Origin of the sequence: Vreelandella arcis (assembly GCF_900103865.1) — a bacterium.
GTDB classification, from domain to species: Bacteria; Pseudomonadota; Gammaproteobacteria; order Pseudomonadales; family Halomonadaceae; genus Vreelandella; species Vreelandella arcis.
The window spans coordinates 45,557-59,526 of record NZ_FNII01000017.1 but is presented as its reverse complement, the minus strand read 5'-3'; the positions used below and the strand labels follow the sequence as shown (position 1 = coordinate 59,526).

Below are 13,970 nucleotides of genomic sequence, written 5' to 3'. Positions count from 1 at the left end.
CGAGCGGCTAATCGTTACGCCGACAAACTGCTTAACAAGCTAATGATTTTAATGGTCAATGCACCAATGGTCTAATGATTTCGAGGGAGCCCTAGGGATCGGGCAGCCATAAAAAAGCCGCGCTGGTTAGTGCAGCGCGGCTTAAATAGAAAAAGGAGGGGATGAGCCTAGCGTTAGGCCCTCTAGTCCAGCTTGACCAACATTTTGCCGGTATTGCCGCCCTCAAATAGCTCAAGAAAGGCGTCTGGGGTGCTTTCAAGCCCTTCTTTGACGGTCTCTTTATAGTCGAGTTTGCCAGCAACCACTTGCGGAGCGACCTCTTTGAGGAAATCCGGGTAATGTTGCCAGTGATCCGCCACGATAAAGCCCTGCATTTTGGCTTTGCGTACGACGAGTTGGGCAAGATTGCTGGGTCCAGGCACAGGCGTTTTGGCGTTATAACTATCAATCATGCCGCACACCGCAATCCTCGCGCCTTCGTTTAGCTGGCTGAGAGCGGCTTCAAGGCAAATGCCCCCCACGTTTTCAAACACCACATCAATGCCTTTGGGGCTGGCCAGACGGAGAGCATCACTGAGTTCTTGAGCGTCTCGGTCACGGTAGCTTACCGGTTCTATGCCAAGGGACTCCAACCAAGCCAGTTTGTTTGCCGCGCCTGCAATGCCCACGACGTGGCAGCCTTTCGCTTTGGCCAGTTGAACAGCAAGAGAGCCGACCGCACCGCTGGCCGCGCTTACCAGCACATTGTCACCCGGTTTGCATTCGGCAATCAGGTTAAGGCCCGTCCAGGCGGTCATGCCCGGCATGCCCAAAACGCCCAAGTAGGCTTGTTCGGCAACGCCGAAATCGGGCAGTACCTGGACGCCTTCAGCGGAGGTTTGGGCAATATCCCGCCAACCACCCATGTGGCCAACCAGGTCGCCTTCTTTAAAGCGTTCATCGTGAGAGGCGATGATCTCACCAATCGCACCGCCTTCCATGGGTTTGCCCAGCTCAAACGGCGGTACATAAGTATGCACACCGCTCATACGGCCGCGCATGTAGGGGTCAACCGAGAGCCAATGATTACGTATGCGAACTTCTCCAGGGGCGAGGTCGGGCAGCGTTTGGGTTTCCAACTGAAAAAACTCGCGCTCAGGGCGTCCTTCCGGGTAGCGACTCAGGGCAAAAAAGCGTGTTTGCATGGGGGCCTCCTGTGCATGCGTGAAACTTAATATTCCATCCAGCATAGAGACCGTTAGCGTGCTTGATAGTTCGCCGTTAAAAGTAAGGTGATAATAGAAGGGGCGTAAAAACACAACGGGCGCCTAAGCGCCCGTTGTCGGTAAAACTGTCGCTAGAAAAGATAGCGGCTAGTTGAGCAGCGTCACCATCACCGGGGCGACACCACGACGAATCATTCCCAGTTCACGCGCGGCACTTTTCGATAAATCAATGATGCGGCCTTGCACGTAAGGACCACGGTCGTTGATCAGCACTTCGACTTCTTGGCCGGTATCAGGACGCGTGACAAGCACCTTGGTGCCAAAGGGCAGGCTTGGGTGCGCGGCGGTAAGCGCTTGCTGGTCAAAGGCTTCACCGCTCGCGGTGGTAGCGCCTTGAAAGCGATCGCTATAGAAGGAGGCAACACCTTTTTGGGTGTCGTCGGATGTGTCGTGGGCCAGAGCGCTATTCACTGCCGTGGTGAATATGGCTATGGCGAAGCAAAAATTGGTTAACGTTTGTTTGATAGCTCCCATAGGAGTACCTCAGTGTGTCGTGTCGCGGTTTCGCATTCATCGATGAGGTGCCAATTTGGCGACTTGATAGTAACGCCATTGGTGATGTACGGCAAGCTTCCAGATGATCGACGCCGATAGCTTCATTTTAGCCTACATTAGTTAAGATACTTTGCACCATTTAATTCAGCGGCTTAAACATGACGCTGACAGCGAAGGCTTGTGCAAAAAAGCAAGTCAGATTAGACAAACCCCTCATTACAAGGCGAGGATGCGCTTATAATTCCAGGCTTATCGCTAATAGTGTCTTCGCCACTGAATCAAGGATGTACGCATGGCCAAATCTTCTTCGCTTAGTTATCTACTTATTGCCGTTGGGGGTGGTGTTATCGGTTTTTTTGCCGCTCAGGCAATGACGCCCAGCGTCCCACCTGAGCCCGTGCCTCCGGAACAAGTCGACCGCGAGGGTGACGAATCGGCTGCGTTTGATGGCATTGAGCGCGCTACACTGGGCGAGCGCTTAAGAGGCGAAGTGACCTCTGCAAGCGAATTAAACGGCAAAGATGGCAGCCGGTTCGAACGCTATGTGATCGCGCTCGACGAAGACGACTTGATCGAGGTATCGCTAGAGGGGGCGCTTCAAGGCGTAGTGGCGCTTTACGATGATCAACTGCAACTGCTGAGTAGCGCCGAGACCTTGCGCCAGAAAATTGATGAAAGTGGTGATTATATGCTGGTAGTGAGTGGGGCTGACGCCCATAGCTACGGGCCGTTTACCTTAGCAAGCCGTCGCTTTGAGCTAAGCGATTCCGACAGCCTAACGTTGGGTGCCCCTCTGGATAGCTGGCTGCAAAGCGATGAACAAGGTTATACGTTCACGATTGACGAAGCGGGCATGTATGACATCGTTATGCGTTCCGATGAATTCGACACCTATTTGGTGCTGGAGGGGCCGAATGGTTACTACCGCGAGGACGACGATAGTGCGGGCAATCTAGATGCAAGTATCGCCGATTTTCTTGCCCCCGGTGAGTATCAGCTGACGGCACGATCGGCTTACGGCGATGGCGAAGGTGTGTTCACCCTGGCGCTTTCGCCCCGCGAGTTGCCCAGTGATACGCAACTGCGTAACGCGGGCGAACTTATCCCTGGAGAGTCGCTCAACGGGTGGTACAGCGGTGAGGCCTTGACCTACGAATTAACCCTCGACGAGACGTCCATCGTTACGCTCAACATGAGCTCCGACGATTTTGATACCTACCTGGAAGTCGAGGGCAGCGGCGTTTCATTAAGCGATGATGACGGCGCGGGCGGCACAGATTCACGCATCAACGAACAATTGCTACCCGGCACTTACAACGTGACGGCGCGGGGCTATAGCAATACAGCCAGTGGTTTGTTCGAGCTTAGCACCCGCGCCGAGCCAAGTGAGGCGGAACCCGAGCTTTAAAGGGCTGGGTCATGTCGCCTAGCGAGCGAGGCGATTAACGACTGGCCTTAACACAGCCGGTCACCACCAGGATGGCCGCGATCGGCAGCCGCCAATCCAGCGTGCTCATGCCGGCTAGAACCAACAAAAGCGCTGCCAGTATTGGCACACCGTAGGCGAGGCTACCAACCAGGCTGGTGTGCCCCCAGCGCAGCGCTTTATCCCACGCCACCATGGCGATTCCGTAAGGGCCTAATCCCAAGGCCATGCCGGTTAGTACCGCCTCGCTACTGGGTAAAGCCAGTTGGCCTTCTAACAGTGCGCTGGCAGCCGCTGCGATCACGCAGGCAATCAGCAGTAAGCGGGGCAACAGTGGCGTTAGCGGCACCGGGGCAACCTGGCTGAGCCATGAGTACAGTGCCCAGCAGCACGCCGCCAAGAGTGCAAGAGCATAACCCGTGATGGCGGTATCGCTACCGCCGCCGCCACCGGCCTGAGGCATCAGCAGTAGCGCGGCACCGGAAAACGCGATCAGTGCGCCCACCAGTCCCCCAATGCGTAAACGTCCAAACCGGCTCCACTGGCTAAGCAGCACGAACAATACCGGCCAAGTATAGGTAATCAATGCGGCTTCAGCGGCGGGGGCCAGCCGCATACCGATAAAGTAGGTGCTGACGGCCCCGATAATCAACAGCGGAACACCCAGCCAAATACTCAGTTGCCAAACGTGGCCGCAGGTCGCGACGTTAACCCGCCGGCTCAATGGAAGTGTGGCCAGTGACCCGGCGAGCAGGGTCAAGGCGGTCAGCTGTAAAGGGGGGGTGGCGCGGGCTAAATCGGCGAGCAGCGGAGCGACACTCCAAAGCACCACGGCGACCAACGCCGCACCAACACTATAGCTTCGTGGCAATACAACGAGTGGATTAACGGGATGCATTAGCGGTCTCCTGACTTGCTCTGAAATGACCTGCACAGCATACTCATTGCCAACACATCACAATATCAATGCTTTTTGATGTTTTTGATCAAGGAATATGATGTATGCGAGCGCCCACGCTGGATCTAACGTTACTACGCACCTTAGTGGCGATCGCCGATACCGGAAGCGTCACCGCTGCGGCAAAGCGCTTGGCCTACACCCAGTCGACCGTCAGCATGCAGTTGCAGCGTTTGGAAACTCAGTTAGAACTAACCCTGCACGAGCGTGAAGGACGGCGGCTTCGCTTTACGTCCGATGGTGACCGCTTGCTTGCCCACGCGCGCCGTTTATTAATGCTCAATGATGAAGCCTGGAGTGATATGCAAGCGCGCCAGGTGAGCGGTGAAATAACACTGGGCATCCCTGAAGATTACGCATCGCTATTGCCCTCTGTGTTTGCTTACTTTCACCAGCTATACCCTGGGGTGGGGCTACAGGTGAGGTGCGGCCCCAGTCCCGACTTGGTTGAGCGAGTGAAGCGTACCGAGCTGGATTTAGCCCTGGTTACTCGGCAGCGTAACTCGCCCGGAGGAGAAGTGATTCGCCGCGAGCCACTGATTTGGGCCGTCGGCGTCAATCAGCAGCCATCGTTAAGCGACCCGTTACCGTTAGCACTGTATTCACCCGGTGCGGATGTATTTCGTGAGGTGGCCGAGCAAGCGCTGAAAAACGCCGGACGCGATTGGCGCGTGGCTTATACTAGCCAATCCATGGCGGGGCTAGCGCCCATCGTGACGGCGGGGCTGGCGGTGGTGGTGGTGACGCGGAGTATGTTGACGCCGTTACTTAGGCCGCTTGACGAGGCCAGTGGTTTGCCGTCTCTGCCCATGATTGAGTTGGCGCTACACCGCGCCCCGCATCGGCCTTCGGAACCCGCCCGACGGCTAGGCGAACTAATCCGCGAGCAACTGGCAGCTCCAGTAGACGCTTGAGCACCCTAACGCAAAGCGTTGACGATTAACGGCGGCTTTATCGGCGAAGGCGTTAGGAACTGACTAAACTAAGCGCCAGTAGCGCGTTTTTGAATGGGCGTAGAGGAGCAAAGCATGCACGAGTTGGATCACTATATTTACCCCCATCGGGTACTCCACTGGTTGGTGGCAGGTGCTGCGCTGCTGTCACTTGCCAGTGGTTTGACGCTGGGCTTTTTGGGCTTTGAGCGCACGGTGTCGTTGATTGGCAACGCACTCACCAATTTGCTGTACACCAGCCACAAAACCTTGGGGGTGACGATATTGCTGCTAATGACGCTAAGAATCATCACGCGTTTAGCCTTTGTGGTGCCCGACCACGATCCGCCCCTGAACGGTTTCGAGCGGATCGTCAGCACCAGCGTGCATCATTTGCTGTATGTGGCCTTAGTGGTGATGCCATTATTAGGGTGGGCGGCAACGGCCAGCGGCGGTTTTCCCGTTGAGTTCTTCCATTGGCATTTGCCGGGACTTATCGGCGAGCGGCCAGCGCTTTCAGAGAAGCTCTTTACGTGGCACGAATGGCTAGGTTGGGCGATTGTTGTACTGGTATCGCTGCATGTGTTGGGTGCGTTATTTCATTGGCGCATTAAGCGCGACAATGTGATGAAACGTATGAGCTTGTTTGATTAAGTTCGTGCTGCGCCGTAGCGCAAGCAGCTGTCGGCTTGACTGGCTTTAATGTGGTACATCTGGCCGTCAGCTTCGCGCATTAAGCTCTCTAAGCATTTATCATCCGCTTGGCTAACGCTCATACCGATACTCACCCCGACGCTGACCAGTTGGCCATTGGGCAATTTGATGGGAGCGCGAATTGCCGAATGTAGGCGAGCCCGAATGTCGTTGAGAATAGCGCGGTCGGTGACCCCTTCAATCAGCAGGATAAATTCATCGCCACCGAAGCGGGCACAGTGGTCGTGGGCACGCGCGAGGCGCTCAATACGTTTAGCCACTTGTTTCAGGACGAAATCGCCAGCCTCATGCCCGTTCTGATCGTTAATCGGTTTGAATTGGTCCAGGTCGAGCATAAGCAGTGCCAGTGGCTGACCCGTTTGCTGGCTGCGCATGATCGCTTTTGTCGCACATTCGGTTAAACCGTTGCGGTTCAATAGCCCGGTTAGCATGTCACGGCTGGCGAGCTGCTCAAGCGCTTTGGTGCGGTCGGCTACTTTCTGTTCCAGCACGGCTTCTTGTCGTTTAAGCGTCATTAGCATATCCGCCTGGACACGCTCTTTTTGCCGCTTTAGCTTGTTAAAGCGAGCGGCTAGGGCAAACGACAACAGTAACATTTCCAAGGCGGATCCAATCTGAATGCCGTGCAGGGTCATAAAGTTGGCCGGTAAAACGCCTAAATTACGCAGCGCGAACACGCAGGCCCCAACTAAGAAAAGCGACCATGCCAAGACAAACAGCCGGGCGTTGGGCACGCGTTGCGACACACAGTAAACCCCGCAAACCAGCATCAACAGTGCAGCCATAAAACCGGTGACGTCCATCAGTCGCAGGGCGGGCTGAATGGGCAGCACCAAGGTTGCCACCAGTGCGAGCATGCAGTAGCCACGATAATAGCTGAGTACGCGGTGCCAGCGGGGAGTGAAGTGTTGGGTGTTGAGAAAGCTTTGGGCAAAAAAAGTGCCCATGGTGGAAGCAAAGGTAAACCCAATGGCGACCAGGCGGGCCGTGTTGTCGCCCAAAAAACTCCAAAACATCAGCGTGCCAATGCCGTTAAACGTCAAAATCGCGACGGTAAAGCCCAGCGCAAACAATGCGTAATACAGAAACACGCGCTCTTTTAACCCGAAGAACAGCAAAAAATTGTAGAGGCCAAGGGCGAGGAGCATACCGAAATAGGTCGCCAGCCAAAAATTATGCCGGTCGTTTTGCGTGTAAAACGCCTGTTGGGATAGCAAGTTGTAGTTCAGCATTTTGCTGCCCGCTGCGTCCACCCGAGCATACAGCGTGACCGTTTCGCCGGGGGCAAGGGTTAACGGAAAAACCGCTTGGCGGTGGGCAAGCTCGCGATCCTCTTTAGGCACAGCGCTACCGCTTATTTTTTGTTCGCTGAAATGTTCGCGCAGCACATGTAGCGTAACGCGATCCAAAAAAGGGTATTCGAACTCAACAATCCAGTCTTGAGACTGCACGGTGGGGTTTTTAATCTGGGTTCGCAGCCATACCTCGTTGGGCGTATAGCCAAAGTTTAAATCGCTTTTGTGGTGGGCTTGGGTGAACGGCGGCTCTCGTTCCCGCAGCTCGTCAAGCGTAAGCGGCTCGTCGCTGTGCCAGAACTGAGTGTGGCGGGTGAGCGAGTAGCCCGACTGCTCAGAAGAAGTGGAAAGCAAGGCAAAAGCATCCTGCCAACAAACTAAACATCCCGCCAATAACAGTAGGACGCCAAGATAAACGTTTTTAGGTAAATAATGAGCCTGCATATGGGGTCACTTTGTTTATGTTTTTCTACCCCGTAGCCATTTCCCTAAAGGCCGTTACCGCTGTCGGGGTGTCATCTGGTTATCGCACGATCCGCTAGAGTGCGAAAATACAAAGGCTACTTAGTTAACTTTGGCATCTAAGTCGTTCGGATGACACGGAAGGGGTCAACGGTAATTCAGCTATTCACCGACACGCCGTCTACCCAGGGGATGGCTAATGAAAGTGTAGAAGGGTTTTTACCGTGGCGTAGGGGAAAAACATGACTTAAGTCAAAGCCACGTGCGTGAGCCGGTCGGTTAGCCGCTCAACCAGGTTGCCGCTGTGCCGCCAATAATGCCAATAGAGCGCCACGCTCAGGGTTTGTTTGGGGGCAATACTGACCAATTGACCACTGGCTATCAGTGCATGGGTTTGTAGCTGGGGCATCATGCCGTAGCCAATGCCCGCTGAGGCTAGGCGGATAAACCCTTCAGACGAAGGACATAGGTGGTAAGGGAAATGACCGTGGTAGCCACACTGGGCTAGAAACTGGTGCTGCAGCTGGTCATGCGGGCCATAGACAATGGCCGGGGCCTGCTGAAAAGCATCATGGCTAGGGCCGTTGGGGAAATAGCGCGCCACGTAGGTTGGCGAGGCAAGCGGGTGGTAGTGCATTTCGCCCAATGCCAAGCAGCGCGCGCCAGCGATAGGTTGTGGCGTGGCACATAGGCAGGCCGCGACATCGCCGTCCCGCAGGCGCTTTAGGCCGACGTCCTGGTCTTCAATGACCAAATCCATTAGCAGTCCCTCGGCCTGGCAAATATCAGCGATTGCTTCGGCCCACCAGGTCACGATGCTATCGGCATTAATCGCAATACGCAGGCGGGGAGCGGGGTCATCCAAGGTGGGTAACGAGCCGCGTAAATCGCGCTCCAGCAGTTGGACTTGCTGATAGTGGGTTAAAAGTCGCTGGCCGGCGGGGGTGGGGGTTAAGTGTGGATGGCGAACCAATACCGGCTGACCCAAACGCACTTCTAGGGCTTTGACTCTTTGTGAAACCGCTGATTGCGACAGCCCCAATACGTCACCAGCGCGTTCAAAACCACCACATTCCACGACGGTTGCCAGCGCTTTGAGTAATTTGTAATCGAGCATGGCAGCGTTTCCAGAGTAGAAGATCAATGACGTTAAGCAAAAAGCGACGATTAAACAAATGCGAGTATTTTATCTACGCTTAAATGGGATTGAATCCCATAGGGTAATGGATTACATTTCAATATAGAGGTGCGACACCAATTCTGGGGTGGGTGCCTTCGATCTGTTTTTCTGCAACGCTATAGCCTTAAGGACACTACAATGCCCGCCATCATGCTCCGTCGCCCTCTTGCTGGTATCGTCGCGCTTAGCGCGTTGATGCCTTTCGCCGCCATTGCCGACGATGCCGTTACCGCCGACGCCGTGGTTCACCACTACGCCGATCTAGCCCATGCCAATTACGCCGATGCACTGAATGCTGCCGAGGTATTAAACGAGCGTATCGACGAATTGCTGGCCAACCCCACGGCTGAAACTCTTAACGCAGCCAAACAAGCTTGGTTGCAGTCGCGTATTCCTTATCAGCAAAGCGAAGTGTTTCGTTTCGGTAACGCCGTGGTAGACGACTGGGAAGGCCAACTAAACGCCTGGCCCCTTGATGAGGGCATGATTGATTACGTCGAAGGCGACGACTACCAGCATGAGCTGGGTAACGAAGGTGCCACCGCCAACATCATCGCCAACGAGCGTATTACGGTCGGCGGTGAAACCCTGGATGTTAGCGACATTACGCCAGAACAACTCGCCGACCTTAACGAAATCGGTGGCTCGGAAGCCAACGTTGCCAGCGGCTATCACGCCATTGAATTTCTGCTTTGGGGGCAGGATCTGCATGGTTTTGAAGCGGGTAATGGCGAACGACCAGTGAGCGATTTTCAAACCGGCGACGATTGCACCCATGGCCACTGCGATCGCCGTCGCACTTACCTGGACGCGGTGTCCGATCTACTCGTCGACGACCTGGAGTGGATGGTGGCCCAGTGGGCGCCGGAAACCGAAGGTAACTATCGCCAGGAGCTGTTGGCCGAGAGCGATCAGGAAGGCCTACGCCGCATGCTATTCGGCATGGGTTCGCTGTCGCTGGGCGAACTGGCGGGTGAACGCATGAAGGTCGCCCTTGAGGCCAACTCCTATGAAGACGAACACGATTGCTTCAGCGACAATACCCACAACTCCCACTACTACAACGGCCAGGGTATTCAGAATATTTACACTGGCACGTATCAGCGCCTTGACGGCAGCGTGGTAGAAGGGCCGTCGCTGGAGGACTTACTAGCCCAGGAAAATGGCGAGCTTGCTGACACCCTTAGCGAGCAGATGGAAGCCACCATGGCACGGCTTGATGCTATTAAGCAGGCCGCTGAAGCTGAGAGTTCGCCGATGGCGTTCGATATGATGATCGCGCCGGGCAACGAGCAGGGTAGCGAGTTGATCAATGAGGCCATTCTCACGCTGGTGGCACAAACAGGGTCGCTTGAAAAAGCCGCCGGTGAGCTGGGCGTGACCTCCCTGCAGCCCGACGATGCCGGTCACCAGTTCTAATCCAACCTAGTGACGCCTATGAGCCGCGCGATAGCTTCGCTGTCGAGCGGCTCTTGTGGTTCGAACTAGGCTTTGTTCGCTCGAAGGCATCTTCATGTACCACTTTCCTCGTTTTTTTGCCCCAAGCGGGTTTGCGCTAAGCAGTCTTTTCCTGGCCCTGCTGGCGTCGCCTTTGCAGGCAGCCGAACCACCCACGCAAACTTATCCCATTCAGACGACGCCCATGAGCGGCGGCGATGGCTCGGTGGAGCAGTTCGATCACAACGCTTTTTCGCTGCCACTGGGTAATATGTCCATGACCAAGCGTCTGGATTTCAGCGTTGGCAACAGCTTCTTCCGTAACCCTTGGGTGGCGGCGCCCGCCAGTACCGAAGCTCGCGATGGCTTGGGGCCGCTGCTCAATACCAATAGCTGCCAGGGGTGCCACCTTAAAGACGGTCGTGGGCACCCGCCGACGGGTGACGAAAACCCCATCGCGCTATTCCTGCGTCTCTCGCTACCTTCTAGCCAAGCGGATCCAGCAACGCTTGAGCAGCGGGGCGCGCAGCCGGTGCCAAACTACGGTTTGCAACTACAAACCGCGGCGATTCCCGGTGCCAAGCCCGAGGCTGAACTGGTGATTGAGTATCGCCCGCGGGAAGTGAGCTTCGCCGATGGCGCCAGCGTCACCTTGCAAGAGCCGGTCTACTCGATTGCCGAACCTGCCTACGGCGAGCTGCCTGACACATTGCAGACGTCGCCAAGGTTGGCACCGCCGATGATTGGTCTAGGCCTTCTGGAGGCCATTCCCGAAGCCGACCTGATGGCGGTCGCTGACCCGAACGACGCCGATGGCGACGGTATTTCCGGCCGCGCCAATCAGGTGTGGGATGCACGCAGTGGCACCACGGTGCTGGGACGTTTCGGCTGGAAAGCCGGCGAGCCCAGTATTGAGCAGCAGGGCTTGCACGCCTTTGCCGGCGATATGGGCCTGACCTCCAGCCTGGCGCCGCAAACCGATTGCATGGAGAGCCAGGGGTGCGACGCCTTTCCCAATGGCGGGGCGCCTGAAGTTAGCGATGAGATTGCCGACTTCGTGACTTTCTATGCCTCCAGCCTGGCGGTGCCGATGCGCCGGGATATGGATGACCCTGCCGTAAAAAAGGGGGCCGAGAGATTTAACGCGCTGGGCTGCGCAAGCTGCCACACGCCCCGCCAGCGCACCGCCGCAGACGCTTCCCGCGCCGCACTCGCGAACCAGGAAATTTGGCCCTATAGCGACCTGTTGCTCCACGATATGGGCGAGGCCTTGGCCGACCATCGCAGCGAGTTTCAAGCGGATGGTCGCGAATGGCGCACCCCGCCGCTATGGGGTATTGGCCTGGCGCAAACGGTTAATCCTCGGGCGGGTTTTCTTCACGATGGCCGCGCCCGAACCTTGGAAGAGGCGATCCTGTGGCACGGTGGCGAGGCAGAAGACGCCACCCAGGGCTATCGAAATTTGCCCGCTGACCAACGTGCGGAACTCATTCGGTTTCTTGAATCTCTGTAAGTGTTGTTGAATCCCTGTCAGTACATTTTGAATGTTAGAAAGGAGTTTATGTGATCGCATCTCTTCGTCGCCTGGGGTTGCTGGCCTGTGCGCTGCTGGCTGCACCGCTTTCATTGGGTATGGAAACCACCACCCCGCGCGATATGTGGTTCGGCGCGGTAGAGCAACAGTATGCTGAGCTGAGCGCCGCTTCAGAACGCCTGGAGGCCAGCGCTGCGCGTTTTTGTCAGGCCCCCGACGAGGCACACAAGCAGCGCCTGGAAGACGATTGGCTGAGTGCCTATCAAGCCTGGCAGGCGGTGCGCTTTATCCAATTTGGCCCGGTCGAGCAGAACAGCCGGGGCTGGCAACTCCAGTTCTGGCCGGACCGCAAAAACCTGGTAGGCCGTAAGGTAAGTGGGTGGTTGAAGGCCCCCGACGCACCGGATGTCCAGGCGATTGCCAATGACAGCGTGGCGATCCAGGGCTTTCCCGCCCTTGAATACTTGCTGTATGACGACGCCATGGACGAGCAGGTCTTAAGCGATCCTGCCGTCTGCGATTTGATGCAATCGATTACCACCCATCTGGCGGATACCACGAGCGCCTTGCACCGCGACTGGCAGGCCTTCGGTGAGCACTATCGCAATACCCCGCGCTACACCGAGACCACGCTGGCGAGTGCCATCCAGGCCCTCGAGCTACTCGAGGAGAAACGTCTCGGCGATCCTATGGGTCTACAAGGCACGTCCGCCAACGGCTACCTAGCGGAAGCGTGGCGTAGCGGGCATTCGGTTCGTCTAGTGGAGAGCACCCTGGAAGGGCTGCGTACCGGGTTCTTGCCGGGCCTCTCGGCGTTGCTGCGCGAGGCTGATGCGGTGGCGTTAGCCGAGGCATTTCGCGACCAGCTCAACGATGCGCTCGCCCAGGCAAGCGAGTTGCAACCTGGCTTGGTGCCTTCCCTTGAAGATGAAGAGGCGTTTCGCGGCCTGCAGTCGCTCTACCTCAATATAAGCCAACTGCGCCACCTGCTGGGTAACGAGATTGCTGCAGAGCTCGGCCTGGTGCGCGGCTTTAATTCCAGCGACGGGGATTAATCCATGCATCGACGGCAGTTACTCAAGGCGGGGCTGGGCAGCGTCGCCATGGCGATGACCCCGCTGAGCTGGTCGCTACCCGCTCGGGAGGAAGCTGCTTGGTTGTTCAGCGCGGTGGATGACCCCAGCGGGGGGCATTACATCGCCGGGGTGGCGCCCGATGGACAGACTCGCTTTATGATTGAGGTGCCCGAGCGCTGTCACGGGGGCTGTTTACGGCCCGCCTCCCGCCAGGCGGTGCTGTTTGCCCGCCGCCCCGGCACGCGGATGCATGTGATTGATGGTGACAGCCGCCAATTAGCCCACACCATTGCGGCCGGAGAGGGCTACCACTTTTATGGCCACGGGGTGTTCGACCCGGCTGGGCGCTACCTGTATGTCACCGCCAATCGCCTGGAGGATAGCGCCGGGCTGGTACGCGTATACGATGCCGCCAATGACTACGCCCATGTGCGCGATATGCCGTTGGCGGGGATTGGCCCCCACGAACTTCGGCTGATGCCTGACGGCGACACTCTGGTGATTGGCTTGGGGGGAATTAGGACTCACCCTGACTACGGTAGGGTAAAGCTCAACCTGGACACCATGGCACCAGCGCTCATGCTAATGGATCGCCACAGCGGCGAGATATTGGCCCGCCACGAACCCTCACACCACCAGCTCAGCTGCCGCCACCTGGACGTCGCGGCGGACGGCACGGTGATCGCGGGTTACCAGTTTCAAGGCCCCGAGTGGGAAACCCTCCCGCTGATCTGCCGCCTGGATGCCGACGGGCACTTTTCTGAACTGACGCTGCCCGAAGAAGTCACCGCCAGCTTGAACCAATACACCGCAAGCGTGGCGTTTAGCCGTATCTCTGACACTGTGCTAGTCACCGCACCCCGCGGCAACCGGGTACTGCTGCTGGATGCCACGCAAGGCAAGCTTGTTGCCAGCCCAGCGTTACCCGACGCCGCCGGTGCCCGCTGCGATGGCAATGGTGGCTTTCTAGTCTCTTCGGGCCAGGGCGGGCTCTATCGAGTAACGCCTGACTTGGCGATGCCCGAGCTGCTCGCCAGCCTGGAATTCCGCTGGGATAACCATCTGACTTAGACAGTTGGACATAGCCAGTTGAAACAGCTCTTAGGAATAGCTCTTTGGAATAGCGCTTTGATATGGTTTGTGAAATAGCCCTTCGAAATAGCTCTTTGAGATAGCCCTCTGACACAGGCTGTCAG

At 56.8% G+C, this 13,970-nt stretch carries 12 protein-coding genes; 7 read left to right on the top strand and 5 right to left on the bottom strand.

Translation table 11 applies throughout. The features are described 5' to 3' along the window. Positions 1-182: 182 nt before the first annotated feature. Positions 183-1,184 carry an NADP-dependent oxidoreductase gene (locus tag BLR97_RS16830; RefSeq protein WP_089707686.1) on the bottom strand — a complete coding sequence of 334 codons (1,002 nt, stop codon included), beginning with the start codon at positions 1,182-1,184 and terminating at the stop codon, positions 183-185. Positions 1,185-1,352: 168 nt separating this feature from the next. Next, positions 1,353-1,739, bottom strand: a complete 387-nt coding sequence (locus BLR97_RS16825) for a septal ring lytic transglycosylase RlpA family protein (protein WP_089707685.1) — start codon at positions 1,737-1,739, stop codon at positions 1,353-1,355. Between the two features lie 313 nt (positions 1,740-2,052). On the opposite strand from BLR97_RS16825, the gene BLR97_RS16820 reads away from it, so the two are divergent. Beyond that, entirely contained in the window at positions 2,053-3,168 is a 1,116-nt protein-coding gene (locus BLR97_RS16820; RefSeq protein WP_089707684.1) for a hypothetical protein, read from the top strand. Positions 3,169-3,202: 34 nt separating this feature from the next. Here BLR97_RS16820 and BLR97_RS16815 read toward each other — a convergent pair whose 3' ends face one another. Further along, positions 3,203-4,084, bottom strand: a complete 882-nt coding sequence (locus BLR97_RS16815) for a DMT family transporter (protein ID WP_089707683.1) — start codon at positions 4,082-4,084, stop codon at positions 3,203-3,205. A gap of 104 nt (positions 4,085-4,188) precedes the next feature. Here BLR97_RS16815 and BLR97_RS16810 point away from each other — a divergent pair, with 104 nt between their 5' ends. Then, positions 4,189-5,058 (top strand): LysR substrate-binding domain-containing protein, encoded by an 870-nt coding sequence (locus BLR97_RS16810; RefSeq protein ID WP_089707682.1) that lies wholly within the window; start codon positions 4,189-4,191, stop codon positions 5,056-5,058. A gap of 114 nt (positions 5,059-5,172) precedes the next feature. Then, a complete protein-coding gene (locus tag BLR97_RS16805) occupies positions 5,173-5,730 on the top strand; it encodes a cytochrome b (protein ID WP_089707681.1) in 558 nt (185 codons plus the stop codon). On the opposite strand, the gene BLR97_RS16800 is transcribed toward BLR97_RS16805, so the two are convergent. Together BLR97_RS16800 and BLR97_RS16795 are read right to left on the bottom strand one after the other, a co-directional pair. Further along, positions 5,727-7,439 (bottom strand): diguanylate cyclase, encoded by a 1,713-nt coding sequence (locus BLR97_RS16800; RefSeq protein ID WP_244511348.1) that lies wholly within the window; start codon positions 7,437-7,439, stop codon positions 5,727-5,729. The genes BLR97_RS16805 and BLR97_RS16800 overlap by 4 nt on opposite strands. Positions 7,440-7,794: 355 nt before the next feature. Beyond that, entirely contained in the window at positions 7,795-8,664 is an 870-nt protein-coding gene (locus tag BLR97_RS16795; RefSeq protein WP_089707679.1) for a LysR family transcriptional regulator ArgP, read from the bottom strand. 201 nt (positions 8,665-8,865) lie between these two features. On the opposite strand from BLR97_RS16795, the gene BLR97_RS16790 reads away from it, so the two are divergent. The 4 genes from BLR97_RS16790 to BLR97_RS16775 all read left to right on the top strand — a co-directional run bounded on the left by BLR97_RS16790 (position 8,866) and on the right by BLR97_RS16775 (position 13,845). After that, a complete protein-coding gene (locus BLR97_RS16790) occupies positions 8,866-10,146 on the top strand; it encodes an imelysin family protein (RefSeq protein WP_089707678.1) in 1,281 nt (426 codons plus the stop codon). A gap of 94 nt (positions 10,147-10,240) precedes the next feature. Beyond that, positions 10,241-11,677 (top strand): di-heme oxidoreductase family protein, encoded by a 1,437-nt coding sequence (locus BLR97_RS16785; RefSeq protein ID WP_089707677.1) that lies wholly within the window; start codon positions 10,241-10,243, stop codon positions 11,675-11,677. 50 nt (positions 11,678-11,727) lie between these two features. Further along, a complete protein-coding gene (locus BLR97_RS16780; protein ID WP_089707676.1) occupies positions 11,728-12,753 on the top strand; it encodes an imelysin family protein in 1,026 nt (341 codons plus the stop codon). Between the two features lie 3 nt (positions 12,754-12,756). Continuing rightward, the gene (locus BLR97_RS16775) at positions 12,757-13,845 is read left to right on the top strand and encodes a DUF1513 domain-containing protein (protein WP_089707675.1); all 1,089 of its coding nucleotides are present in this window, start codon (positions 12,757-12,759) and stop codon (positions 13,843-13,845) included. The last annotated feature ends 125 nt before the right edge of the window (positions 13,846-13,970 follow it).